Annotated in this window: 22 protein-coding genes; 9 read left to right on the forward strand and 13 right to left on the reverse strand. The window is 41.0% G+C overall.

Going from position 1 to position 24,844, the window contains the following annotated elements; genetic code table 11:
* Window positions 1-365 precede the first annotated feature (365 nt).
* Window positions 366-689 (reverse strand): hypothetical protein, encoded by a 324-nt coding sequence (locus tag V7K38_RS08930; protein WP_334857122.1) that lies wholly within the window; start codon window positions 687-689, stop codon window positions 366-368.
* 658 nt (window positions 690-1,347) lie between these two features.
* Between V7K38_RS08930 and V7K38_RS08935 the strand changes: the two genes are divergently transcribed.
* From V7K38_RS08935 to V7K38_RS08950, 4 genes are all read left to right on the forward strand, one after another.
* Window positions 1,348-1,476 carry a hypothetical protein gene (locus tag V7K38_RS08935; protein ID WP_256091202.1) on the forward strand — a complete coding sequence of 43 codons (129 nt, stop codon included), beginning with the start codon at window positions 1,348-1,350 and terminating at the stop codon, window positions 1,474-1,476.
* Between the two features lie 649 nt (window positions 1,477-2,125).
* Window positions 2,126-2,827: an acyltransferase gene (locus V7K38_RS08940; RefSeq protein ID WP_334857124.1), complete on the forward strand. Its 702-nt coding sequence runs from the start codon at window positions 2,126-2,128 to the stop codon at window positions 2,825-2,827.
* A gap of 359 nt (window positions 2,828-3,186) precedes the next feature.
* Window positions 3,187-3,303: a photosystem II reaction center protein I gene (locus V7K38_RS08945; protein ID WP_334857218.1), complete on the forward strand. Its 117-nt coding sequence runs from the start codon at window positions 3,187-3,189 to the stop codon at window positions 3,301-3,303.
* 136 nt (window positions 3,304-3,439) lie between these two features.
* Window positions 3,440-6,334, forward strand: a complete 2,895-nt coding sequence (locus V7K38_RS08950) for a DUF3769 domain-containing protein (RefSeq protein WP_334857126.1) — start codon at window positions 3,440-3,442, stop codon at window positions 6,332-6,334.
* A gap of 267 nt (window positions 6,335-6,601) precedes the next feature.
* Here the strand turns inward: V7K38_RS08950 and V7K38_RS08955 are convergent, their stop codons facing one another.
* Complete coding sequence (locus V7K38_RS08955) at window positions 6,602-7,846, reverse strand: RNA-guided endonuclease InsQ/TnpB family protein (RefSeq protein ID WP_334857220.1); 1,245 nt, start codon at window positions 7,844-7,846, stop codon at window positions 6,602-6,604.
* 389 nt (window positions 7,847-8,235) lie between these two features.
* On the opposite strand from V7K38_RS08955, the gene V7K38_RS08960 reads away from it, so the two are divergent.
* Window positions 8,236-8,853 (forward strand): FMN-dependent NADH-azoreductase, encoded by a 618-nt coding sequence (locus V7K38_RS08960; RefSeq protein WP_334857127.1) that lies wholly within the window; start codon window positions 8,236-8,238, stop codon window positions 8,851-8,853.
* 157 nt (window positions 8,854-9,010) lie between these two features.
* Here the strand turns inward: V7K38_RS08960 and pdxH are convergent, their stop codons facing one another.
* Window positions 9,011-9,655: a pyridoxamine 5'-phosphate oxidase gene (pdxH, locus tag V7K38_RS08965; RefSeq protein WP_334857128.1), complete on the reverse strand. Its 645-nt coding sequence runs from the start codon at window positions 9,653-9,655 to the stop codon at window positions 9,011-9,013.
* 128 nt (window positions 9,656-9,783) lie between these two features.
* On the opposite strand from pdxH, the gene V7K38_RS08970 reads away from it, so the two are divergent.
* From V7K38_RS08970 to V7K38_RS08980, 3 genes are all read left to right on the forward strand, one after another.
* Window positions 9,784-10,869, forward strand: a complete 1,086-nt coding sequence (locus V7K38_RS08970; RefSeq protein ID WP_334857129.1) for an AI-2E family transporter — start codon at window positions 9,784-9,786, stop codon at window positions 10,867-10,869.
* 247 nt (window positions 10,870-11,116) lie between these two features.
* On the forward strand, window positions 11,117-11,947 hold the full coding sequence (locus V7K38_RS08975) for a ScpA family protein (protein WP_334857130.1): 831 nt from the start codon (window positions 11,117-11,119) through the stop codon (window positions 11,945-11,947).
* 231 nt (window positions 11,948-12,178) lie between these two features.
* Window positions 12,179-13,348 carry an NDP-sugar synthase gene (locus V7K38_RS08980; protein WP_334857132.1) on the forward strand — a complete coding sequence of 390 codons (1,170 nt, stop codon included), beginning with the start codon at window positions 12,179-12,181 and terminating at the stop codon, window positions 13,346-13,348.
* 101 nt (window positions 13,349-13,449) lie between these two features.
* On the opposite strand, the gene speA is transcribed toward V7K38_RS08980, so the two are convergent.
* Window positions 13,450-15,465 (reverse strand): biosynthetic arginine decarboxylase, encoded by a 2,016-nt coding sequence (gene speA / locus V7K38_RS08985; RefSeq protein WP_334857134.1) that lies wholly within the window; start codon window positions 15,463-15,465, stop codon window positions 13,450-13,452.
* A gap of 217 nt (window positions 15,466-15,682) precedes the next feature.
* Here speA and ndk point away from each other — a divergent pair, with 217 nt between their 5' ends.
* Window positions 15,683-16,132 (forward strand): nucleoside-diphosphate kinase, encoded by a 450-nt coding sequence (gene ndk, locus V7K38_RS08990; RefSeq protein WP_094330425.1) that lies wholly within the window; start codon window positions 15,683-15,685, stop codon window positions 16,130-16,132.
* A gap of 97 nt (window positions 16,133-16,229) precedes the next feature.
* Here the strand turns inward: ndk and V7K38_RS08995 are convergent, their stop codons facing one another.
* The 9 genes from V7K38_RS08995 to V7K38_RS09035 all read right to left on the reverse strand — a co-directional run bounded on the left by V7K38_RS08995 (window position 16,230) and on the right by V7K38_RS09035 (window position 24,772).
* Window positions 16,230-16,952 carry a TerC family protein gene (locus V7K38_RS08995; RefSeq protein WP_334857135.1) on the reverse strand — a complete coding sequence of 241 codons (723 nt, stop codon included), beginning with the start codon at window positions 16,950-16,952 and terminating at the stop codon, window positions 16,230-16,232.
* A 90-nt stretch (window positions 16,953-17,042) separates the two neighbouring features.
* Window positions 17,043-17,183 carry a hypothetical protein gene (locus tag V7K38_RS09000; RefSeq protein WP_334857137.1) on the reverse strand — a complete coding sequence of 47 codons (141 nt, stop codon included), beginning with the start codon at window positions 17,181-17,183 and terminating at the stop codon, window positions 17,043-17,045.
* Between the two features lie 130 nt (window positions 17,184-17,313).
* On the reverse strand, window positions 17,314-18,699 hold the full coding sequence (locus V7K38_RS09005) for an EH signature domain-containing protein (protein ID WP_334857138.1): 1,386 nt from the start codon (window positions 18,697-18,699) through the stop codon (window positions 17,314-17,316).
* Window positions 18,700-18,712: 13 nt separating this feature from the next.
* A complete protein-coding gene (locus V7K38_RS09010; RefSeq protein ID WP_334857139.1) occupies window positions 18,713-19,363 on the reverse strand; it encodes an OmpA/MotB family protein in 651 nt (216 codons plus the stop codon).
* 31 nt (window positions 19,364-19,394) lie between these two features.
* Window positions 19,395-21,524, reverse strand: a complete 2,130-nt coding sequence (locus V7K38_RS09015) for a hypothetical protein (RefSeq protein ID WP_334857141.1) — start codon at window positions 21,522-21,524, stop codon at window positions 19,395-19,397.
* 31 nt (window positions 21,525-21,555) lie between these two features.
* Window positions 21,556-21,903, reverse strand: a complete 348-nt coding sequence (locus tag V7K38_RS09020) for a hypothetical protein (RefSeq protein WP_334857142.1) — start codon at window positions 21,901-21,903, stop codon at window positions 21,556-21,558.
* A 721-nt stretch (window positions 21,904-22,624) separates the two neighbouring features.
* Window positions 22,625-23,065, reverse strand: a complete 441-nt coding sequence (locus tag V7K38_RS09025; RefSeq protein WP_334857144.1) for a hypothetical protein — start codon at window positions 23,063-23,065, stop codon at window positions 22,625-22,627.
* A 67-nt stretch (window positions 23,066-23,132) separates the two neighbouring features.
* The gene (locus V7K38_RS09030; RefSeq protein WP_334857146.1) at window positions 23,133-23,825 is read right to left on the reverse strand and encodes a hypothetical protein; all 693 of its coding nucleotides are present in this window, start codon (window positions 23,823-23,825) and stop codon (window positions 23,133-23,135) included.
* A 92-nt stretch (window positions 23,826-23,917) separates the two neighbouring features.
* Window positions 23,918-24,772 (reverse strand): hypothetical protein, encoded by an 855-nt coding sequence (locus V7K38_RS09035; protein ID WP_334857148.1) that lies wholly within the window; start codon window positions 24,770-24,772, stop codon window positions 23,918-23,920.
* Window positions 24,773-24,844 lie beyond the last annotated feature (72 nt).

Raw genomic sequence — 24,844 nt, forward strand, 5'->3', positions numbered from 1 at the left:
TAGCGATCGCAGCCAAGCGCCCACTGCTACTAACGCATTAATACTTGTAATGCCTATGCAGCAAGGTTTATAGCTTTTCTTAGTGCCATTCGGTCTTGACTGACGGTGAAAATTTCTCATAGCTGTTGCCATGAAAGTTAAATTTTTAATTATTTTTTAATAAAATTGGGTTGGTAAAGAAGCAGTTATGATTTTTAGGTTAAGGGAAGTTCAAGGAGATGGGATACCAAATAACCCATGTCGACATCACTTAAATTGGAACGTGTAAAAATAATACCAAGCAGTTAACTAGGAAAAGCAATCGCTAACTGCTTGGTATAATTTTTGATACTAAATCAGGAAAATAACTATATTAGCGTGTTATTCTACGCGCCTAGTGAAGGCTGATCTTTGGTATTTTTTGTCATTGACAAAGCTACGGCTGCTGCATAAGCAATCTCCGCTGCCATTTGATAAGCAAGTTTGATACTTGATGAAGCGTCGTTGGCTTTAGAAGAGACGGAAGCGTTTTTTCGGCGCGATTCTTGTTTTACATCGCCTGCTGCAATAGCTCGCTGTAAAATGATCCAGGCATCTAGGTCTTCTGAGTCATAATTACTTTGAAGTTGCGATCGCAGTTGTTTTTCGGCTACAACACTCAGATAGCCGATAGCTAGAGCTTCTTGGACAATTTCTTTAATTAAAGCCATAATTTGAACCAAGTGTGTGAGTTAAAATCGATACCTCAATCTAGACATTAAATATTGCTTTGTGAATTTCTCCTAAAAACTAAGCTACGTTTTAGCTTTTCTTTAATAAAATTTATAATGAGTAGTACCAAGCACACATCACCCGCTTGGCTCACCCGAATGGGTGATTTACAGATTATTTAAATACAAGTAATTATAAAAAATAAATTTTGAGCTTTTGAAGCAAGAGGGTGTCACAAGTATAGTAGATATCATTATAAATTTAACATCCAATCATTAAATTATCTGACTTACGCAAAACTACATCCGCTCAAGGTCAATTTGTGTAGTTGCTTTGCGTCTATTCTAGAAGTTATCCAATGAAGTACCATCAGGATATGTTTCTTACGTAAATAAAGCGCAACCTTAAAATAAAATTGGTATAAGTGTATAAAATTATTTTAGAGTCGCGTAAGCTTTGCCCGCCGTAGGCATCGCACCAGAAAAAAGTTAGCTAATTTACAATATTCTCATCAACAAGCAACTTGATAACCAACTGATTTATTGAGAGTGTTCCATTAAAAATAAAATGTGTTATTGTTAAAAACAACTGTTATTAAAAACAATTCATGTAATTACAAACATGAATTTACTAGTCTGTAAATCATCCGTGTGCAACATGATTGGAGCAGCATACTCTAGAAATTCGTTGCAAGAAAGCCGTCATAGCAGTCGGGGAAGCGCTTACTTGTTTGCACCGATGGTTAACTTCAATGTGATGGCTGATGTGGGAGATAATCCACCATAATTGGGTTTTTATTGGGGTAAGATTGCCCAGAAAAACCCAACAATAATTACATTGTTATGCTAGGCATAAATTTTATCCAAATTTTTGAATATAGTCTAGTTAAATGTATTTTTTGTTGCAAAAGAGCTTGTGGAACTGAGTTGTTTGGAAAGACTAAAATTGCCAGATAGTAAGTAGCCTCCATGTCTAACAACTCTATCCCTAGTTGCGTAACAAGCTTTGCAAATTTCCCGGATAACCAAAACAGTACCCTATCTAAACCATAAATTTATCCATCAGACAATTTAATAGTCTGAGATTTGACCCTGCAATGCATTAAGGTTTTTTGATTAATTGATTTGGTGAAAAGAAGCAAAGTTTTTACGTGCATTGACTCGTGCAAAATCTTCTAGCGACTCGATCCAATTTTGCGTATCAATTGATTAATTATACATATCTTAGTTCAAGAGTTGCTCACATAGTCAAAGCCAGAATCTAAGTCTTCCAAATGTTGGAAAGTCATCTAAAGGGATGGATAAATTTTGGTAATACTGCCAAACAATTTTAATGTATTAGAAAACACAAGTTTTTTATTATTGGCAGAAGATAAGGATACAGGCAAAACGACTTTCAATAATGTCAACACAATTAATTGAAGAGATATGTAGCCATGCATAACGAGCAACATTTTTCAAAATTGCAGCGCGTGCAAGAACTTTTTTTGACTACTGTATTAGGGGATATTCCGACACTTCTTCTAGGGTCAAAATTGCGTAATTTAGGATATCAGAGGATTTTTTCCCAAATAGGCAGCCCAGTTTATATTCAAAATGGTGTTGAATTTAACGGTACTTCTTGTATTGAAATTGGCAGTGGAGTATATATTTTCAAGGGTGTACGGTTAGATGCTAGAGGACACAAAAATAATAAGATTCATCTAGGAAATAGAGTAGCTATTGAGCGTAACGTTGATATAGGGTGCTTGGAAAATACGTGTATACATATTGATGAAGACACCTTTATTGCTCCCAACGTGTGTATTGAGGGGCCAGGAGACATTAAAATTGGTAAACACTGCATGATTGCTGCCCACTCAGGGATATATGCCAATAATCATAATTTTGCCGAGTCGATGGAGCTAATTAAATACCAAGGCGTTACTCGCAAGGGAATTGTGATTGAAGATGACTGTTGGCTAGGGCATGGAGTAACAGTATTAGATGGCGTTACCATCGGCAAAGGGAGTGTTATTGGTGCAGGAGCAGTTGTCAATAAAGATATTCCTCCTTTTTCCGTTGCTGTCGGTATACCTGCACGAGTAATCAAAAACCGAATTGGTAAAGACGTAGCAAAAGTTCAAACTGAGAAATAGGGAATTGAGAATGGGGCATTGGGCATGGGGCATGGGGCATTGGGCATTAGAACTATCTCCTGTAAACTTTTTTGGGAAACCTTTACTGTCAGTCAACGTCACAAGAGTAAACAGTCTGTGAGTTATTTTTGAAGTGCATCTAAAAGTTAGACAAGTGACATTTTGGATGATTCTCAATAACCGCAGGATAGGCACTGCAAGCCCATAATCCCCAGTCCCCAATCCTCAATCCCCAATCCCCAATCCTCAGAGTCCTCTAAAAAAGGGACGAGATTTGGGTAATATAAAGTAGCTATCTTTTCTGCATGGCAGATCCTCAAAGAAAAGCTTTCTTTGTTTTACCCCTTGGAGATATTTCTATGCTGACTTTAAAAATCGCTGTTTATATTGTTGTTGCCCTCTTCGTAACTATCTTCATCTTCGGATTTTTGTCGAACGATCCTGCTCGTAACCCCGGCCGTCGGGACTTAGAGTAAAAGGGCGATAAATCATCCGCGACTTTGGAAGGCGGAAAATACTAAACGCCACGGAAACTTACTAAGGGAAAGTTAGTAAGTTTCTTCCTCCAGGTAGCTTGCTGTAGGTAGCAGAAGGCGACAGCCGGAAGGCAAAATGTATAGTTTATCCTTCCGTCCGTCATTTGGCTGTTTGTTAGCCCGATTTTGCTCACTTATGCTTCATCCAGTTCCGCCTCCTATTCTCGAATCTGTACAACCTGTAAATCCCGCCTCATCTGCTAGTCATACAAAGTTTCTTTCAGTTGTAGAAACTGGAATACAGGAAAAGACAGACAAATCCAAGCAGTCTCAGGATTTGTCTCAGTTGACAATTGCGGATGACACCAAGAGTAATTCGCCATTGCCAACTCTGATAAACTCAACTCAGGATAACTTGGTAGTTCCTGAAACTCATGCTGTACCACATCCACCAGAAACCTTCCCACCAGAAACTTCCCCCATCACCGATGGAAGTGCTGCACTTTTGAGGCAGTCACTGGTTGTTGGTTATCCCACGCAAGAGGTTAAAACCTCTAATGGCCAAGATAATAAAGATACAAAGATAGTTCAACGCTCAGAACTTTTGCTAAGAGCGGCTTTACGGAAACCTACATTGCCGCCAAAAAAAGTTGGCGCAAAGACTACCCTTGAGGCAAAATGTGAACCTTCTCAAACACTTAGTCAACCATGTCTGACGACAAGCGGCTCTGCGTCTACGCTAAATCTCAACTCTAGTAGTGGAGACAAACAAACCTTTTTGGACTCTTCTAGTTTTAGCTATAGAGTTTCCCCAAATCCCCTTGTCGCTCAATCTCCGCCTCCTCTTAAAATTGCCCCAACTGTTCCAAACAGCAACAAGTTAGTCGAATCCAAGGCAGAAATTTTAGCTGAGAAGTTAACCCAGCAAAAACAGCAAAGTGATATTACTGCACAACAGTCTCCAAAAGAAGACAATATCTCTGTATCTGCTGCCGATCTTGTACCGAGTTCTCAATTACAACAAAATTTTATAAAATTCCAGTCTCGTAACCCGACAAAGCAATCTTCAACACCGATAACTGTAGAATTCAGTTCCCAAGTTCAACAACAAACTCAAGCACCAACACCAAAAGTAGGCACCACCAATCAGCCACAAGTCCCAGCTAGCACCCCGCCAGCCAGTCCGAGAGTTGTAGAAGTCACTTCAGATCGGCAAGAATATGACGAGCAACGGCGAATTATTACAGCTGTTGGAAATGTAATTGTGCGATTTGATGGGGCGGTGGTGGATGCCGATCGCTTACAAGTCAATTTGGACAACTTAATTGCTGCGGGGGAGGGCAATGTAACTTTAACACGGGGCGATCAAATACTGCGTGGACAACGCTTTACCTATAACTTTGTTCAAGATAGTGGGGAACTTGTAAATGGTAGAGGAGAAATTTATGTACCCTCAAGCCAAACAGATTTTGCTTTCTCACCCGCAGGTGTTGCTGCTGGTGGAGTTCCAAAACGTCCGCCTAGCGATCGCATTAGAGCCAATCAGCCCCTTTCTGGTGTCAGCAGCCCTAGACAACTTGATGTGACATTTGGTGGTCAGTCAAATGCTAGCAACATCCCACCCCCGAAAGCAGGCGGTGCAGTCAATCGACTCAGGTTTGAAGCCGAACACATTGATTTTTATCCCCAAGGCTGGCAAGCAAAAGATGCTCGCATCACCAACGATCCTTTTTCGCCGCCAGAACTAGAGTTACGCGCAGATACAATAACTCTGACGCGAGAGGCACCCTTAGTAGACCGGATCACGACGCGGGGACAGCGTTTGGTATTGGATCAAACAATCTCCTTACCAATACCCGTGAATCAACGGACGATTGATCGGCGAGAGCGGGACGTTACACCTGCAATATTTTCTCCCGGCTACGATGGAGATAAGAGGGGTGGTTTGTATATTGAGCGTGGCTTTCCAGTGATCGATACAGAGCGAACAACCTGGACAGTTACGCCTCAGTTGCTAGTACAGAAAGCTGTGCAAGGAGGTACGAGTAACTTAGGCTCACTGTTTGCTGTCAAAACAAAGATAAGTTCTATTTTGAGTCCAAAAGCAGTAATTCAAGGGACTGGGGAGTTAACCAGTTTTGACTTCGACAATTTGGAAAACAGTTTGCGGGTGAATTTGGGATTGCGCCAAATAGTAGGCGATCGCCTCCCCCATGTCTTGAATGTGCAATATAATTACCGCGATCGCCTCTACAACGGTACTCTGGGCTATCAAACTGTCCAGAGCAGTTTTGGTGCCATTATTACCTCTCCTGTGATTCCTTTAGGAAAAACTGGCATCAACCTCAACTATCAGGGAAGCGCTCAGTATATCGATGCCAATACCGATCGCCAAGACTTGCTAAAACCCATACGGGAAAACGATCGCATCTCACTAGGTCGTTTCCAAGCTAGTGCTGACCTCAGTAGAGGGCTGTTACTATGGCGAGGAAAACCATTACCATCTACTGCTAGCCAAGGATTACGATATACAGCTAACCCTGTAGTTCCTTACTTGCAAGCGATCGCTGGACTTACAGGCACTACCAGTTATTACACCAATGGGGATAACCAAAGCACCCTAACTGGTAGAATTGGCTTACTAGGGCAAATTGGTCATTTTTCTCGACCTTTTTTCGACTATACCGCCTTTAATATTACTTACTCACAAGGCTTAAACAGCGGATTATCTCCCTTTTTGTTCGATCGTTCCGTTGATAACAAAGTTTTAAGTGCTGGGATATCACAGCAAATCTACGGCCCTTTTCGCTTAGGCTTTCAAACATCTATTAACTTGGATACAGGTAAAGAAACTAGCACTGACTACATTTTTGAATATAATCGTCGCACCTATGGCATCACCTTGCGTTACAATCCGGTGTTGGAGTTAGGCGGCTTCAGCATCCGAATTAGTGATTTTAACTGGGGTGGCGGCACCGATCCATTTTCTGATGTGAAGCCAGTAGTAAATGGAGTGCAACAGGATTATTAAAATAATTCGTAATTCGTAATTCGTAATTCGTAATTAAGTAATGCAACTGGGATTTCGATTTCGAGTCATTAGTCAAAAGTCTTTAGTACCAGTAATTTTTGACTAATGACTAAATGGGTGGGTGGCTATCCAGGACACCTCTTGAAGGGATAGGATTTGCGTCGATTTTTTGGGATTTGAGAGACAGAGATTAATAAGTTAAGGGAAATTTTCCAATAGTTACTTTATGTTGACACTCCCCGCTCTAAAGAGACGGGGATTCTTGGTTCACTGAGCCAACTTACCTAAATCTGTTGCCATATCCAAGCAGAGGTCGTTCTCTCCCCAAGCGTTAGTTCCCGTATGCCCTACGGTACTTAATCCTTTAGCTAAAATATTGAGTGCGGCGTTTTCATCTCGATCTAAAACTGTTTTGCAGTGGGGACATTCATGGGTTCTGGTTGACAAGGCTTTTATAACCACTTCCCCACAATTAGAACAGTTTTGGCTTGTCCAGTGTGGTGATACAGCAATGGTTATCTTGCCGTATACCTTGCCAAAATATTCAAGCCAACAGCGGAACTGATACCATGACGCATCACTAATACTTTTAGCTAACTTATGATTTTTAACCCTTACGGGTTCGCCAGTCGCTTCAAGTCGGGGAACCCGCCCAACGCGCTGGCTCACCATATTACGCACTTGCAAGTCTTCATAGACAACCACGTCGTTAGACTGGATTACGCATCTCGCCAACTTCACGGCGAAATCTTTACGCTGTCTACTTACTTTTAAGTGCTTTCTTGCTAGTTTATTTCTAGCTTTTTTATAGCTATTGGATTGAGGTTTACCTTTCCTAAATTTTTTAGAAACCCGTTTTTGTAGGCGTTTTAACGCCTTCTCGGACTTCCTTAAAAATCTAGGATTTTCTACCTTATCCCCGTTGGAGTCGGTGTAGAAATGATTTAAACCAACATCCAAGCCAATAACCTTTTTACTTGGTTCTATTTTAATTTGTCGGTCAACAGCAATACAAAATTGAGCATAATAACCATCTGCACCTTTCACAAGTCGGACGCGCTTAATATCCTTGATTTGATAAAAATGTAGATCGTTAGTCCCTATTAGTTTCAGTCTCCCAATTTCAAATCCATCAGTCAAGGTAATGTATTTCCTATCTTCTGATAGCTTCCATCCCGTGGTTTTGTACTCCACGGAATGACCGCGTTTTTTGAATTTTGGAAACCCTTTCTTGTGCGGAACTTTCTTCTTGCAGTTGCTATAAAACCGAAAAATTGCAGCCCAAGCTCTATCTGCTGATGCCTGCCTTGCCATTGAATTGAGCTTGCCTGCCCATTCAAAGTTAGCTGCTAGTTCTTTGCAGTATGCGCTGAGGTCATATTTGCCAATGTGCGGGTTGTCCATCCAGTAACGAACACAAGAGTTACGGATAAACAAAGCAGTTCTGATTACTTCATCAATCAGATTAAACTGCTGCTGTTTACCCTTTAACTTGAACTCGTATACTAGCAATTGATCGTACCTTACGCTACAATGCCAGCATAACATATCTTGGAGAATCAAATATCTAGATGAAATCCAGAAGCGGGAAGCAGCTATTAATGCTATTTCTGCCCCACTTACCGAAGAACACGCCACGACAGAATATAATTCTGTCATTCGCTTATATCCCCCGCATGAATGACGGGGGCTTTACGCATCACGACTTGTAATGCTTTGAAATTTAGTAGGATTTACGCCAAAGTACACTCGGTAGGGGCAATACCCTGTCGTTAAGCCGCTTTACGTCTATATGAATTGCCCCTACTGGAAAATTGAGGTTTGGGCTATTTTGTGCGTAAGTCATGTTGAGAATCAAAAAAACTAAAAGCAGTAAATCCTAGCTAATCAGGAGACATTTGGTGGTAAATATTCTACATATTGATTCCAGCCCCCGTGCTGAACGATCGCACTCACGAGAACTATCTAAGGAATTTGTCAGTGCGTGGAAAGCATCACATCCTGAAGATGCGATCGCTTATCGAGATTTAGGGCATCACCCGGTTCCTCACGTTAATGAAGCTTGGGTTGCGGCGGCATTTTCACCACCAGAAACCCATACCCCAGAATCAGCTGAGGCAATCAGAATTTCTGACGAACTGGTTGATGAGTTTTTGGCAGCCGATCGCTACGTCTTTGGAGTGCCAATGTACAACTTCAATATCCCTTCCACTTTTAAGGCTTACATCGACCAAATCGTTCGCATTAACCGGACTGTTGCCCTAGATGCTCAAGGTTTTAGAGGCTTAGTCGAAGGTAAAAAGGCAATTATCATTACAGCCCGTGGTGGTGACTTTAGCCCAACCTCCCCTGCCGTTGCTTATGACTTCCAAGAACCCTACCTGCGGACTATTTTCGGCTTTATTGGGGTTACAGATATTCAATTTATTAACGCCAACAGCCTCAACGAGGGTGATGCCCGTACCAAATCTCTAGCAGAAGCACGGGCAGCAATTCAAGACGCGATCGCTCATTGGTAATGTTTTGATATTGGGCATTAGGCATTGGGTATTGGGTATTGGGCATTGGGAATTGAGTATAGTTATTCTCCTTCCTTGTCCCCTTGTCCCCTTGTCCCCTTGTCCCCTTGTCCCCTTGTCCCCTTGTCCCCTTGTCCCCTTGTCTCCTGCCTCTTCTTCAAGGTGATAACCGCTCAATTTTCCAAGTGCCATTATCTAAACGACTATAGAGCAAGCGATCGTGTAAGCGGCTAGAGCGTCCTTGCCAAAACTCAATTTCTGTGGGGATCACTCGTAAGCCTCCCCAATGAGGCGGTCGGGGGATCTCTCGATTTTCATATTTACTGTAGAACTCCTGCATACGTCGCTCTAACACTTCTCGACTTTCTATTACCTCGCTTTGATTAGATACCCACGCACCAAGGCGACTGTAAGGAGGGCGAGTATCAAAATACTGATCGGATTCAGTTTCGGAAACTTTCTCCACAGACCCACAAATGCGAACTTGACGTTCTAGTTCTGCCCACCAGAAGACTAAAGCCGCCAGAGGATTTTCTGCGAGTTCTTGTCCTTTGCGGCTGTTGTAGTTGGTGAAGAAAGCAAACCCCCGTTCATCAAAATCTTTCAATAGCACCATTCTGGCTGAGGGCTTACCGTCTGGTGTGACAGTAGCAAGGGTCATGGCATTAGGTTCAGGAAGTTGACCTGCTAAAGCCTGGTCGAACCATTTTTTAAATTGAATAAAAGGATTGAGGTCTATTTCGAGTTCACTCAAAGCTTCCAAGGTGTAGTCTTTGCGAAGATCGGCTACGGTTTTGTCCATTTTGATTAACTTCCTTGTTATCAGATACGCTTATACATATCTTGGTTAAAAATATCTATGATGATAATGCCATCAAGAATTTTACAAATTCTCTCAGGAATATTTAAAATTAAAATAGATTGCATAAAATGCGCCGTTCAGCCTCCCTTCAACGCTTATTAATTTATGGTCTGAGCGGTCCAATTATCGCTCTTAATGTCTGGCTACTATCCCTGCTTTTTCGATACTTCCAGCATCCCATTACCGTCTTGATCATTGCAGCAATTTTGGCTTTTCTACTCAATTACCCGGTTAAGTTCTTTGAACGTGCGCGAATCACGCGCACTCAGGCGGTAATTATAGTTTTACTGGCAACGCTTACCCTATTGGGGATTCTAGGCGTTACCCTAGTGCCGTTGATCATTGACCAAACAATCCAACTGTTAAAGAATATCCCTGATTGGTTAGGTGCCAGTCAAGCAAACCTAGAGCAGTTTGAGACGCTAGCAAAGCAACGACGTTTGCCAATTGATCTAAGGGTTGTAAGCAGTCAAATCAATGCAAATATTCAGAATTTGGTGCAACAACTAGCTTCTGGGGCAGTGGGATTTGCTGGAACATTGCTATCAGGCTTACTTGACGTAGTGTTAGTAATTGTGCTTGCATTTTATATGCTTTTATATGGCGATCGCGTCTGGCATGGTCTAATCAATCTTTTGCCCTCTAATATTGCAGATCCTCTTACCACATCCTTACGCCTAAATTTTCAGAACTTCTTTCTTAGCCAGTTGTTGCTAGGACTATTCATGATGCTAACCCTCACGCCAATTTTCTTGGTAATGAAGGTACCCTTTGCTCTGTTGTTTGCCATATTAATTGGGATTTCAGAACTCATTCCCTTTATCGGGGCATCTCTTGGCATTGGTCTAGTGACGATTTTAGTATTGCTGCAAAATTGGTGGTTAGCAGTTCAAGTTGCCATAGCAGCAATTATTATGCAGCAGCTTAAAGATAACCTGTTAGCTCCCCGCTTACTCGGCAACTTTATCGGGTTGAATCCCATCTGGATTTTTGTATCTATTTTAATGGGATTTGAGATTGCTGGGCTGTTAGGAACGCTTGTTGCTGTTCCCATTGCTGGTACTATTAAAGGCACTTTCGATGCGATTAAAAGCGGCAAGCCTGGTAATTTTGTCCCAACTGTCACGATTGCTCATGACCCACCCCAAGATTGAGGGGGCAGGGAGCAGGTGGACAAGGGGACAAGGATAATAACTATAACTCAATTCCCAATTCCCAAATATTAAAAGTTGCACATTCCGATCTCACAATTCACAATGGTGATTGATTACAATTTCAGGGGATACTGCCAGTAGGCAATTCTTGATTAAAAGAAGTGCAGGCAGATGTATAAAGTATACGCTTTGCCGATAGTCAATGAGTTTAGTGCTGAATTCTTATTAATTAACTTAGAACCTGTTGATGGAAGCTTCCGAGCTATTAGAAACAATCACACTCCTGATTTACCAAGCTGAACAAGGAGAAATTGACCCTTGGGATGTTCAAGTAATTGAGGTGATTGACCGTTACTTAGAACTGATGGCACCGGAGTCAATAGGAAGAGGCTATGAAGCTGATTTGTCGCAATCTGGACAGGCATTTTTGTCAGCATCAATGCTGGTATTGTTCAAAGCAAATACCTTGATGCAATTGTCAACAGTAGGAGATATCAAAGATGGGGTATTAGATGATGCCTTATTAGAAGGTGAAGACGGAATATCACATCAAGGTCATCGTCTACCATTAGAACGGCAATTGCGCCGTCGTCCATCGGCAATGCCGCCACCAAAGCGCCGGGTGACTCTGCAAGAGTTAATCAAGCAATTGCAGATTATGGCAAACCAGCTAAAACTAGTAGAAAAAGTTAGCAAGCCTATTCGTCCCAGACGTTTGCCTAGCGTTCAAAGTATGCGAGAGGCGCTGGAATTAGCTCACCAAGAAAACCTGACGGAAGTAGCTGGGGAGCTTGAACAAGTGTTGAATTTATCGGCAAGGGAGCTAAATTCAGAACAAAATTGGTTGAATCTAGAACAACTTGTAGAGTTATGGACTCAAACAAAGCTTCTCAAGCAAAATGGGTCTGGACATGAGTCTAAACATAGTCATGTAGTTAGCGTTTTCTGGGCGTTACTATTACTTTCGGCTCAATCGAAAGTAGAGCTATTTCAAGAGGAGTTTTACCATGAGATTAAAATTCGGCTAATTACAGATTCAGCTAAGACCAGTAAAGCTTTTGAGCAGTCAATGAACTAAAAAAGCCAAAATTAGCCCTACAGATAATTTACAGATTTTTGATTCAGCCCCAAAATCCGAGTAAATTGAAAAGATAAGCGATCGCTTGTCATCTAAGTATATAAATGGTTGCAATAACCACTTAATTCCTGTTATCCCTGTTTAGGGGATGACTTAGAGCAGAAATAAAAACTGATGATAAAGTATCACTCGATGAAAGTAAACTGGCTTGTGGTTGAGGAATAAATTTTTATGAAAGCGATGATTCTCGCGGCTGGCAAGGGTACTCGCGTGCGTCCGATTACCTATACAATTCCTAAACCAATGATTCCCATCCTGCAAAAGCCAGTGATGGAGTTCTTGCTGGAACTGTTACGCAAACATGGATTTGACCAGATTATGGTCAATGTCAGTCATTTGGCTGAAGAAATAGAAAACTATTTCCGTGATGGTCAACGGTTTGGGGTGCAGATTGCCTATTCCTTTGAAGGCAAAATTGATGATGACGGTAAACTGGAAGGAGAAGCAATCGGTTCTGCTGGAGGGATGCGCCGCATCCAAGACTTCTCACCATTTTTTGATGATACCTTTGTGGTGTTGTGCGGTGATGCTTTAATTGACTTAGATTTAACTGCGGCGGTTAAATGGCATAGAGCTAAAGGGGCGATCGCTACTATTATTACAAAATCTGTCCCCAAGGAAGAAGTTTCTAGCTACGGTGTGGTAGTAACTGACGAAGAGGGGCGTGTTCAAGCTTTCCAAGAAAAACCTTCAACGGAAGAAGCCCTCAGCACCAACATCAACACAGGTATTTACATCTTTGAACCAGAGGTTTTTAACTATATTCCCTCTGATACGGAATATGACATTGGTAGCCAATTGTTTCCTAAATTGGTAGAAATCAAAGCCCCTTTCTACGCCATCCCTATGGACTTTGAATGGGTAGATATTGGTAAAGTTCCAGACTATTGGCGGGCGATTCGCGGTGTACTGCTGGGTGAAATCAAAAATGTGCAAATCCCCGGTCATGAAGTCGCCCCTGGTATTTATACTGGCTTAAATGTTGCCGTGAATTGGGACAAAGTGGATATCACAGGCCCAGTTTACATTGGCGGGATGACGAGAATAGAAGATGGAGCGAAAATTGTCGGGCCAGCGATGATTGGCCCCAATTGTTGGATATGTAGTGGCGCAACAGTAGATAACAGTGTGATTTTTGAATGGTCGCGCTTGGGCCCAGGAGTCCGCTTAGTTGATAAGCTGGTATTTGGGCGTTATTGCGTCGATAAAACTGGAGCAGCAATTGATGTCCAAGCTGCTGCTTTAGATTGGCTGATTACCGATGCCCGTCAGACACCGCCATCACATACCCCTGTTGAGCGACAAGCAATAGAGGAATTGTTGGGGACAAACGTAAGTTAGGGCATGGGGCATGGGGCATGGGGCATGGGGCATGGGGGAGAAAGAATAAAGAACTAATACCCAATTCCCAATCCCCAATCCCCAATCCCCAATCCCCAATCCTAACTATTTAGATACGTGTATCTTTGAAGACTCTGCTCGTAGGTTTGCAGTAATCGCTGAGATTCTGCTAGGGTGATACGTTTTTCTTCTAGTGCTTTCTCACAACGCTGGCGGATGTTTTCTACCATGTCTTCGGAGTCGTACTGGACGTAGCTTACTACTTCGCTCATGGTGTCACCTTTGACAACGTGTTCAATCTGGTAGCCTTTGGGCGTTAATTGGATGTGAACGGCGTTGGTATCGCCAAATAGGTTGTGCAAATTCCCCATGATTTCTTGATAAGCTCCATTCAAGAACATCCCTAAATAATAGGGTTCTCCGGGCTTGTAGGTGTGTAGTTCTAAAACCGATTTGACATCGCGCAGGTCAATAAAGCGGTCAATTTTACCATCACTATCGCAGGTAAGGTCAGCTAAAATTCCTCGTCGGATTGGTTCTTCATCCAAACGGTGAATTGGCATGATGGGGAATAGCTGGTCGATTGCCCAGCAATCTGGTGCTGATTGAAACACTGACATATTAACGTAGTAGATGGAAGCCATGATTTTTTCAAGGTCTTCTAGTTCATCTGGTACGTATTCTTGCTGTCTAGTGATGTTAAGAATTTTCTGACAACAAGCCCAATAGAGCCGTTCGGCTTTGGCTCGTTCTCTGAGGCGTAAAATTCCTAAGTTGAAGCGGCTGATGGCTTCTTCTTTGAATTGAGCCGCGTCGTGATACAACTCTTGGTAATTCTCTTGGTTGATGGATTGGTAGCTTTCCCAAAGATAATTAATTATTGGGGATTCTCCGTCTTGCGGAGGTTCTGGTGAATCGAGGGGGACATCGCTGGTACTAAGGACATCAAAAATCAGCACTGACTGATGGGAAGCGATCGCTCGTCCACTTTCACTAATCAGTGTTGGTACGGTAATTTGTCGTTCAGCACAGGTATCTTTTAACTCTGCCACGATATCGTTGGCATAGTTTTGCATGTTGTAATTTTTCGATGCATAGAAGTTGGTTTGGGAGCCATCATAATCTACGCCTAAGCCGCCACCGACATCAAGGTATTTCATATCCGCCCCCAACATGGCCAATTCCACATAAATGCGGCTGGCTTCTTGGATGGCATCTTTAATTACATTGATGGCAGAGATTTGTGAGCCGATATGGAAGTGCATCAACTGCAAAGAATCGAGCAGGTTAGCTTCGCGTAACTTGTCAACAGCCTCAATGACTTCCGGCATTGTCAAACCAAATTTAGCGCGATCGCCACTAGAGGCTCCCCAACGTCCCATACCTTGGGTACTGAGTTTAGCACGAACACCTAATATCGGCTTAATACCTAACTGGCGATTGGCATCAATTACCAAATCAACCTCTTCAATCTGTTCTAAGACGATGACTGGTGTTTGTCCTAGTCTTTGGGCTAACATTGCCGTTTCGATGTATTCTCGGTCTTTGTAGCCGTTGCAAATTAACAATGCTCCTGGTGTATCGAGGACAGCCAGAGCAATCATTAATTCTGGCTTGGAACCAGCTTCTAAACCAAATTGATGGGGTTTGCCAAATTTAACTAAATCTTCAATCAAATGCCGTTCTTGGTTGCACTTGACAGGAAACACACCCCGATATACACCAGGGTAGTTGTAGCGGGCGATCGCTTTGGCAAAACAAGCATTCAACCGTTCAATCCGGTCTTCCAAAATATCCGAAAAGCGAATCAACATCGGAAGTCCCAAGTTGCGCTGTTTCATGGAGTTAACCAATTCAAACAAGTCAAGAGAACCCCCGCGATCGCCCTTGGGTGACACGGTGACGTGACCAGCAGCGCTAATGGAAAAATAGGGTTGTCCCCAACCTTCAATGCGGTATAATGCTTCGCTATCCTCAATTTTCCAGGAGCGAGGTAAAGTTCCTGTGGTAGTAGGTGGTAAAAGTTTCTTTTGTTTAGGATTTTTCACTTCAGATTTTTGTCCATTGGACGGTACTGGTACCACCTCGTCAGATGTAGCAGTTGACTCAACACCCATTTCTTCCTAACCTCTGTTTTTCGCCCACAATTTAACAATCTAACGCATTCATTTGGGAACGTATATGTACCCAAAGATAATTTCTGAGATAAACTCTGATTGGTCAAGAGTCATTGGTCATTGGTCATTGGGCATTGAGCATTGGTCAAGAGTGCAAAACCCTTGGACAAATGACAAATGACAAGATAAAAACTTTATTAAGCTTTGGGAGATGGCAATGGAACGTACATTCTTAGCAATTAAGCCAGATGGAGTACAACGGGGATTAGTGGGGGAAATTATCCGTCGTTTTGAAACTAAAGGTTTTACCCTAGTTGGTTTAAAGTTCTTGAAAGTCAGTAAGGAACTGGCTGAACAGCACTATGGTGTTCACCGGCAACGTCCATTTTTTGCTAGTCTAGTGGAATTTATCACTTCTAGCCCAGTGGTGGCGATGGTATGGGAAGGTGATGGTGTTGTTGCATCTGCTAGAAAGATTATTGGTGCGACGAACCCCTTAACATCCGAACCGGGAACGATTCGCGGTGATTTCGGCATCAATATTGGTCGCAACTTGATTCACGGTTCTGATGCTCCAGAAACCGCGAAACATGAAATAGCCCTATGGTTTAAAGATGAAGAATTAGTCAATTGGCAACCACACATAACTCCTTGGTTGCACGAGTAAGGCATTAGGGACTGGGGACTGGGGACTGGGGACTGGGGACTAGGGACTGGGGACTAGGAATTTAGTTATTTCCCCTGCCCCCTGCTCCCTGCTATTTTTATTTTGAGACTTCGCTCTTTTCTGGTTCTAATTCGGACACTTCTGTGCTAGTACGCTTAGAAAATCCCCAGCCTAAAATCAGGAAGATGGCAGCAATCATGATCCATTCTGGTGGAACTAAACTATCGTTCACTACTTTCAACAACAGGCGCAAGCCCACTAACGCTACAGTTACATACCCTGCGTCTTCTAGGTTTTCATATTCGTCTAGCCAACGAATGAACAATCCCGCCATGAATCGCAGCGTAATAATCCCAATTGTTGCACCCGTCAGCACTAGCCATTTTTCTTGAGAAACTGCGATCGCAGTTGTCACGCTATCCAAAGAAAATGCCAAATCTGTAAATGCAATTACGGGTATCGCTTGCAACAACGAACTAAAACGCGGCTCGTGAGGGCGATCGTCTTCACTTTGTTGAGAGATAAAGTGTTGAAATACCAACCACAGCAGATAAGCAGCGCCCAATAATTCAAATTGCCAGAATTGTTGCACCCAAGTGGCGGTTAAAATCAGGGTGATTCGCAGCACATAAGCAACGACTAAACCAAAGTTGAGGGCTTTACGCTCAAGTTCCTTGTCTTCCAACCCCCTTGCGATCGCAGCGAGAGCGATGGCATTATCGGCAGATAACAGCGCCTCTAAAACCACCAGTATCAGCAAAACTATGGGGGCTTCAACGGTGAAATGAAAGTCGAGGTAATTAAAAATTTGGTCTAGCATTCCGGGTTTCTCAAGCAGAAAAAATTAAAATTTTACAAAAACAGAGATTTGCATATTAAAAAGCGCAATAAATTGCTACTCTAATCCAGCTTAACGTGGTTGTGGTGCATTTTGAAGGGGGTTGAATTGATGCGATCGCAGCGCGAGTGGGGTAATTTGCGTATAAGTCAATACATCCAAAGTTTTAACATCTAGCCAGTGCGATCGCAATGGGCTGCTGTCAGTTCGCATCTAGAATTAGAATCGCTATTTATAGCTAACTTCCAATCTGTAGTTGAATTGTTTAAGCAGCATTCCTATATTGAAATAAATCGAGACACCATTAATTGTGCATCAGTAGTCTCTATAAAAATTTCTAATATCACACATAGGTTCTAGCTTCCCATTCTAGACGTTCAATCTCTCTTTTCCAACGCTCAAGCCTGTTTTCTCGCTGTTGCAATTGATCTGCTGTCGGGTTTCTGGAAGGCTGGGTATCTGGATTAGGCAAAATTCCATTATTTGCAAGCCAGATGCGGGAAAATACTTGCCAAAGAAATTCATGATCGTGCTTATCGCCACCCAGACAGCGAATCCGTTTGACTGAAAGTGTTGATTCACCAAAAAGGATTTGCTGATTTCTAGGATTTTTAGGAAACAGGCGCGTCTCACTACCTCTTCCACGAAAGAATTCGGCTACAAACCACTCACCAAAATCGAATATACAGACTTCTGTGCAATCGCTACCATCATCTTCTAGTAAATCAAGATCACCTTGGATTTGATATCCTATGGCAATTTGTGATGTCTTAGGTAATAAAATGCGAAGCCTTTCAAAACGGTTACTATAATCAGCCCAAAAGTCTCTGCGTCTACATAGCCGATTTGACTCGAAGTCTTGTAAATCCAGCCTGTTTAATATAAGATTTACCAGCTTTTGGAAATCACCATAATTAATACCTCCAATCCACTCTCGAAGTTTTTGCCTTGCTGGATCTGAAAGTTTATACCAATTTTCACCATTTCTATAGTTATGTCTCAACCAATCAATCAGTAAAGAATGATTGCTTGCTATATCATTGGAAATATTAGTTATTAAATGGTTAACAGCTTTTATTTGCTGACTATCTGAGATTTCATCTAAACAACTTAACACCCATCTTACTTGCTGCTGATTTGGAGAGCGAATTGTAGTAAAATAGGGAGTTATCTCTTCTATAAATCTGCTGAATAATGGAATCCAAATAGGTAAATCTTCTTTGATCGTATTTAGTAATTCAGTTCGATTAATACGCTTTTCACAAGCAATTTTTGCTAATTCTATACCTGCTTGTGTACTGCGAAGCGCCCGAATAATTTGAACTGCTAGCAGGTGATTAACTAAGTCAGAATTAGCAAAGATATCAAAAGATTCAGCTAAAGACTGTGCTAACACCTGTTCTTGCCAATCACCATAATAAAGAGCTATACGCCACAATAGCTGATGTTGTAGCCATGAGTTAGAAATTGCTACCTTCCAAATGGCTGCTGATGTTTTCCTGGATCGGTCAATATTTTGCTGATCCCACTGTGCTTTAGCATGGATGCAGTAAACCCAGTCTAACTTACTTACTCGATCGGCTTTACCCTGTTCAATAGCTTCTAATACTTTATCAACACTTGGTATTGATATTGTTGCATCTGGTAACTTACTTGCAAGCTGAATAAGTTGATTAGGACTACACTGGGGAGTTTCAGGTAGGGAAGGAATGGAAAATTGAGAATTCAAGATTATTTCTCCTTTAAAGAGAGGTTTTTACGATATCTTTCTTTAACTCATCACTGCGAAACTGAAAGCGGAAAACTACCTTGCGATCGCTTGGGTTATCACGTGTTTTGTCAGATTCAATTTCGCCACGACCAGCAGCTAATATTTTCTGGCTTAAAGGCGCTTTGGTAGAGAAATTCATATCATAAAAAATGTATGTGTAAACTGATGATGCTCGCAATAAGCTTAGTTGTAGATTGGTTTTGTCATCTCCTTCTGAGCTAGTATGACCTTCTATAACTACACGGCTAATTTCCTGATCAAATTCTGGTTTAGAGAAAATCACACCACTGTAAACAGGAATAAAGCGGCGTAGAAAGGCTTTACCCTCTGGTTTAAGCTCGGTACTTCCCTTGGCAAAAAGAATTGATTCTTGGATACTTACATCCCCATTATCTGGGTTAACTTTGACATTGATATTGTTGCTTTTCATTTGTCCGACGACATTACCAATTACTACCCGTTTTGGTGCATCTTTTTCTGCTAGCTGGAGTAGTACAGTGATAAATAGCAAAGCAAAAAACATTAGTAAACTAGACATCATATCGGCAATAGACAAATAGATACTAGAATCATCATCGGGAATTTCTGCATCCACAAATTCGTCGCTGATAAAATCAGCCATTTTAATAACTCCATTGGTAATTTAGTATTTATTATTTGCTTGCTGCTACCAGCACTTCTGCTGTTTTGAGTAAATCTCCACAAACTCTAGCCATAGAAGTATCTGCTTGTTTGAAAAAGCTTTCCTGTAAGTTAACAGTCCTTTGCATAGAAACTTCAAGATGACCCTGCCAAGACTGAAGACTATTGTCAAATTTTTCATTCAATTTTTTGTATGAATTGTCAACTCTTTGCACTTCTTGACCAATACCACGAGCAAGATTTTCTAGTTGAATTAGTCGTTGTGCATCGTTTAATCCAGCCGCACAAACTAACTTGTTAATTTCTTCGACAGATTTCTGAATTTTAGTCATACTTTCGTCTACTTGTTGAGTCAATTTGCTACGTCTTTCAAATTCCTCTTGGAAGACTTTATCAAGATTGTTCACAACCTCAGATAATCCATTCCTTTGGTTGCCTAGCGTCCCCTCAAGTAAACTGTTTTGTTCTTCAAAGAACATTTGTAAATTCGCTTGATATTCTTGCCGGAATCTGGTTAGATCATCTTCTACTGTTTGACGAGTTGCTGTAAGTTTTGCGTCGATATTTCCTAAAGTAGCCAAAAGATTATCCTTCGCATCATTCATCAATCCAGAAGCTTGATCGCCCACTGTTTTTAGAGTATTAGTTTGCTCATGAAAGGTTGTATTTGCTTGGGTGAGAATTTGAATAATTCCAGTCCGAGTAGCTTGAAGCATCTGTTTTTCTACTGCTGCGCGTTCTTGTAGTGCTGTTTGCAGTTCTTCTCGAATTCCTCGGAAGGTAGCAGCAGCTTGCACTGCACTGGCTTCAAAAGCACTTCGCTGGGCTGTCATTCCTTCGATACTGTGAACTACGGCTCGATTAATTTCCTGTCCTGTTTGTTGTAGAACACCTTTTGTTTCTGTCTGAAATTGATTGAGAGTGTATCCCAGATGGTTAGCGAATACTTGAAGTTCTACCAAAGTTTCTTTTTGAAAGTTCTGAATTGTCAAGATGGAACTTGCTAAACTTTGAGATATACCACCCAATTCTCTATGCAGTGTTAGCACTGCGGTGGAAGCTTGCTGTGTTAACTCTGCACTTTTATCGAGTCTATCTGCAATCGGTTCAAGTACCTGAACTCGCATATCCTTGATGAGTTCTTCTAAAACTCTCTGTCCCTGATTTTCTTGGAGTTCTCGGAGTTGTTTCTGCTCTTTGAAAATTGCTTCTAAAGCTGGAAATATCTGCTGACGCACGGCGAGGCCAATAGCTTGGGCTGACAACTGATTTAAACCTGCAAATTGTTCTGCAATACTCTTACCTACAGCTTGACCAATGGCTTCAGCACTTAGCTGCTTTAGTCCGGTTAAATTTTTTGCTACAAGACTAAGTGCTTCAGCTACTTCACGATTGGCATTTTGTTCGGCAATACTCCTACCTACAGCTTGACCAATGGCTTCAGCACTCGGTTGGTTTAACCCTGACAATTTATTTCCTACACGGATAAATGCTTCAACTAGATCGCCATTGCTATTATCTGTTGTTTTCAAAGTAGCGATCGCATTGAGTTTATGGCGTAAACTATCACGCCTTGTCTGCCGTCCCGAATCACATACAAACAAAACTAAGGTGAATACACTACCAGAACCAAGCCCCATCATGGAAGTAGAGAAAGCTGTTTTCATTCCCACCAGTAGTTCTTTACTAGCAGTCATCAGTTCGTTGGTATCTTTTGTAGATAAATTGATTCCTTGCAGTCCTTGTTGTATACCATAAAAGGTTCCTAAAAGACCAATAGCAGTACACAAAGTTGTTACAAAACGCAGAGAACTTCGAGGTATTGGACGGGCTAAAACAGATGGATAATTTATAAGTACGAACTTGCTATCCTTTTGCGCTTGTTGACTACTTCTAATTCTGTTTAGATCGTCGGTTCCTAAATGGCCTGTTAACCAGGAGCGAACTTTATCTAAAAGCTTTACATTTTTATCCTTTTTCAAATTACTCAAAAATTTAATTGCGGCTTCAGTTGTGCCACACTCTGAGCGCCAATATTGCCATAATGTGTAAAGCTCGATAATAGTTGCAACTACTAACACAAAAGCAATTGCCCAATGAAAAGGTTCGTTATGCCAAATAATGTCCCAAACTTTTGCCATTTCGATGCTGCACCCCTCTTGTTTATCTTGCTTATATCTTTTGAAATTGCTGTAATTCTTTATCCGTAAGGACTTTTTTAGCTACCCGTATTGGGAGATGTTCTGCATACAGGCGGTTTCCTATAGGTTCCCGCAGACGTAAGCTATAAAGTGGTTCACCTTCTGATTCTTTATCCTCAATTAAATAAACCTGTTGTGGTGCATAGCTTCGCAACAAACGCACCTGCAAACAGGTTTTTAAATCCTGTGAAGAAATAGATAGGGGTGAATCTTCTCCAAATAATTTACGAGCTACTTTCCAAGCGTGGTTAACCGCCACAATTTCGTTAACCAATTTTTCCACCGAGGGGTAAAATAGTTTTGCAGTTTCACTAATCAATGCTTTTGACCTACTTGCCTGAGCTTCAATAGGTCTATAATTCCCAAAATAAGAATTTATTTAACTTTTTTTAGTAAAACTATATTGATAAAAGTAATTTTTGATACAAAAATGCTCTTTGCGCGTTGAAAAAATGTAGAGTGTGTTGTCGCGTTAGCATAAAGCACCAAAAACCTGAAATGGTGCGTTACGGAAACCGTAACACACCCTACAGCTATACAAGTTTTGTTGCGATCGCACCAGCTGTAATTGGTTCCAAAATATCCTACCTTATCTAGCGACATCTTGACTTATGGATACAATAATAGATGTTTACATTCCAGACAGATAAAGGCTAATGCAGTTTCTCTGATGAAAGTCGGGTGTACGCTGTCAGAGAAAACTTTCACACGTTATTAACTAAAGTTTTAACGTGAGTCACAACAGCTTCAGCATTGATAAGAAAATATTTAATATCTGCAAGAAATGTTTAAATGTTTCTTATACATGCTTCAACGTGAGTTATAACAGCCTCAACATTGATAAGGAAATATTTAATATTTACAATAAGCACTTAAATATTTCTTATATATGCTTCAACGTGAGTTATAACAGCTTCAACATTGATAAGAAAATATTTAACGTTTGTAACAATTACTCAAACTTTCTTATGAATGCTTCAAGGTGATGAATAAATGTAAATAGCCTCTGGAAGCAATTTACTACAACATAATTTCAAATCTCACAGAATCTCTGCTAACTTTACCAGCAGACTATCTGCTAAATCCAATAACCTGATATCATCTGTATCAATACTGTTTCCTTCACCAGCTAAAAGATTTCTCACAGCAGATAATCTGTCATTGGTTTCAGAAATTCTCCAAGATTCTTCTAAGCTTACTGCAAAATCAAATAGCGATCGCTCGCCTAAATGCTCTCTTACTTTCACCGCTACACTATCATTACTTACCAAAAATTCTTTAATAGTATCTAATTGAGAATTACCTAAAATTTCGTCATTTCCCCATGTTTCTAGCCAATCTCCATCTACATCTTCAACGTAAAAATTTACAAAATCAACTCCGTAAGTTAGCCAGTTTTGCTGCATTTGTCGCGCTGTTGCTAAAGCTTCAGCAAATGTATCCACTTGATTGTTGCAGTGAGTTTCTCTTTTGTTAGCCATAAAAGCCGTAATTAGCAAGTAAGTATGTAGGCTGAACACAAATCTGGAATATCAAATTCCTTAAAGTTCACGAAAATTTTAAATATTTGCCACCAGAAAGGTAATCACTGTTATACAGGGCCACGTTGACTAACTGGTTGACAAAATTAGCATCCTTGGGATTGTAACTTAAGAACAATCCTCTCTCTATTTCCCACGATCGCAGTGTATTTTGCCAAGCTTGGTACTTTTGGTAATTAAGTTCTTCAGAGACACTAGTAACTTGAATGCAAAGCGGTTGATTGTTACGACTACTAACAATTAGGTCTGTTGCCATCGATAGGTCGGCGATATAACGCTGCCAAAAACTACCTTCTCGACTAACAACATCTTGGGCTATTGATTTAATGATATCATCATCAACCTGGTTAAATTCGCCTGACATCAATTTTTGTTTCCAAATATAAAATTTGGAGTCACTTGCATTAATCCATCTAGGAAATAGATAACCATACCAATATCTCTCAATCGGTGTCATCAACTCAAACTTTGCTTTCTGTTCTTCTTCCGAAGGTAAGGATTTGATTATCAGCCAAATGGTAGAATCCGTAATTACCTCTAAGAGAAATGCAATCACAAATGGTTTTGCAGTCAGGGAACCTGGCTTGATATTCTTTACCCAACGATTGATTTCATCTAATCTTCTCGCCAAATTATGATCTACCGAGGAAGCTTGCAGGGTAAGGGACTTTAATTTATCCTTAATCTCTGTTGCTTGCAAACTATGCCCTACTTTCAGAATATAACGCTTTTTTTACACATTTATAACTAGATTTTAACTTGAAAATGTACTCAATTAATTTCCTGATGTCATTAAATATTCTCTAAGTCGATGCCCTGTGTGCGTAATACTTCCCTCAATAGAGCAAGTTTTTCCTCTGCTTGTTTGGCACGTTCTTCTGCCTGGTCAGCACGCAAACGTTCCTGTTCAGCTAGTTCCTCTGATGATAATATTAATTGATTTTCAGTAGTGAAGAATCTTAATTTACCTTCATATACTCCCAAATAAAGTTCTAACTGCTGGCTCCACAAACGTCCATCAGTGGTTACTTGGATTTCTTGATACTTCCCATCAACTAAATGAAATCCCTGAAGTTCCATTGTTACAGTGTGAAACCAGAAATAATCTGGTGTACGGAAGGTATCTTGATAAACTTGTTTTTTTAAACCTTTATCAACTAGTCCCCAAACTGATGTTTGTTGATCTAAACTTTTAAAAGCATAAGTGAGTAATTGAGGCAAACCCTCACCAACTTCGATCGCACTATTTTTCGTTTCAATCACTACAACCAAAAATGGCGGCGCAATCTTACTTTGAGGACTGTTGATTGCTAAAATATCCATCCGGCCGGTAATTCTTCTGTCTTCATCTTCCACTGCGATCGCAACGCTATCTTCCATTGTCAACCGAATCGGCACATCGTAAAATCCTGCTAACCGCATTAGTGGCGCAATTGTTAAAAACTTGACTAAGCCTTCAGAAATTTTACCCAACTTAAGATAATAGTGGAAGTCCTTTCTAATTCGCAATAAATCTTGTTGTTCAAACTCTGTTAACGGTTCTAAATTTAAGAACTCTGTGAATGAACCAATTGCAAGCTCTTCTAGTTTAAGAAAGCGATGAACATCGTTGAGAGAGAGACTGCTAGCTTCGACGGTGAGCGTCATAGTTTCAGGAGTTATTTGTCAAGACTACTTATATTTTGCAACATTCCCGCTAGATAGACTGCAATGTAACGT

Source organism: Nostoc sp., from assembly GCF_036917465.1.
Taxonomy (GTDB): Bacteria; Cyanobacteriota; Cyanobacteriia; order Cyanobacteriales; family Nostocaceae; genus Nostoc.

Bases quoted from the DNA above. Each gene is read 5' to 3' on its own strand.
- V7K38_RS08930 (WP_334857122.1), bottom strand. From the start codon at position 689: ATGGCTTTAATTAAAGAAATTGTCCAAGAAGCTCTAGCTATCGGCTAT.
- V7K38_RS08935 (WP_256091202.1), top strand. From the start codon at position 1,348: ATGATTGGAGCAGCATACTCTAGAAATTCGTTGCAAGAAAGCCGTCAT.
- V7K38_RS08940 (WP_334857124.1), top strand. From the start codon at position 2,126: ATGCATAACGAGCAACATTTTTCAAAATTGCAGCGCGTGCAAGAACTT.
- V7K38_RS08945 (WP_334857218.1), top strand. From the start codon at position 3,187: ATGCTGACTTTAAAAATCGCTGTTTATATTGTTGTTGCCCTCTTCGTA.
- V7K38_RS08950 (WP_334857126.1), top strand. From the start codon at position 3,440: ATGTATAGTTTATCCTTCCGTCCGTCATTTGGCTGTTTGTTAGCCCGA.
- pdxH (WP_334857128.1), bottom strand. From the start codon at position 9,655: ATGGACAAAACCGTAGCCGATCTTCGCAAAGACTACACCTTGGAAGCT.
- V7K38_RS08970 (WP_334857129.1), top strand. From the start codon at position 9,784: ATGCGCCGTTCAGCCTCCCTTCAACGCTTATTAATTTATGGTCTGAGC.
- V7K38_RS08975 (WP_334857130.1), top strand. From the start codon at position 11,117: ATGGAAGCTTCCGAGCTATTAGAAACAATCACACTCCTGATTTACCAA.
- V7K38_RS08980 (WP_334857132.1), top strand. From the start codon at position 12,179: ATGAAAGCGATGATTCTCGCGGCTGGCAAGGGTACTCGCGTGCGTCCG.
- speA (WP_334857134.1), bottom strand. From the start codon at position 15,465: ATGGGTGTTGAGTCAACTGCTACATCTGACGAGGTGGTACCAGTACCG.
- ndk (WP_094330425.1), top strand. From the start codon at position 15,683: ATGGAACGTACATTCTTAGCAATTAAGCCAGATGGAGTACAACGGGGA.
- V7K38_RS08995 (WP_334857135.1), bottom strand. From the start codon at position 16,952: ATGCTAGACCAAATTTTTAATTACCTCGACTTTCATTTCACCGTTGAA.
- V7K38_RS09000 (WP_334857137.1), bottom strand. From the start codon at position 17,183: ATGCGAACTGACAGCAGCCCATTGCGATCGCACTGGCTAGATGTTAAA.
- V7K38_RS09010 (WP_334857139.1), bottom strand. From the start codon at position 19,363: ATGGCTGATTTTATCAGCGACGAATTTGTGGATGCAGAAATTCCCGAT.
- V7K38_RS09015 (WP_334857141.1), bottom strand. From the start codon at position 21,524: ATGGCAAAAGTTTGGGACATTATTTGGCATAACGAACCTTTTCATTGG.
- V7K38_RS09025 (WP_334857144.1), bottom strand. From the start codon at position 23,065: ATGGCTAACAAAAGAGAAACTCACTGCAACAATCAAGTGGATACATTT.
- V7K38_RS09035 (WP_334857148.1), bottom strand. From the start codon at position 24,772: ATGACGCTCACCGTCGAAGCTAGCAGTCTCTCTCTCAACGATGTTCAT.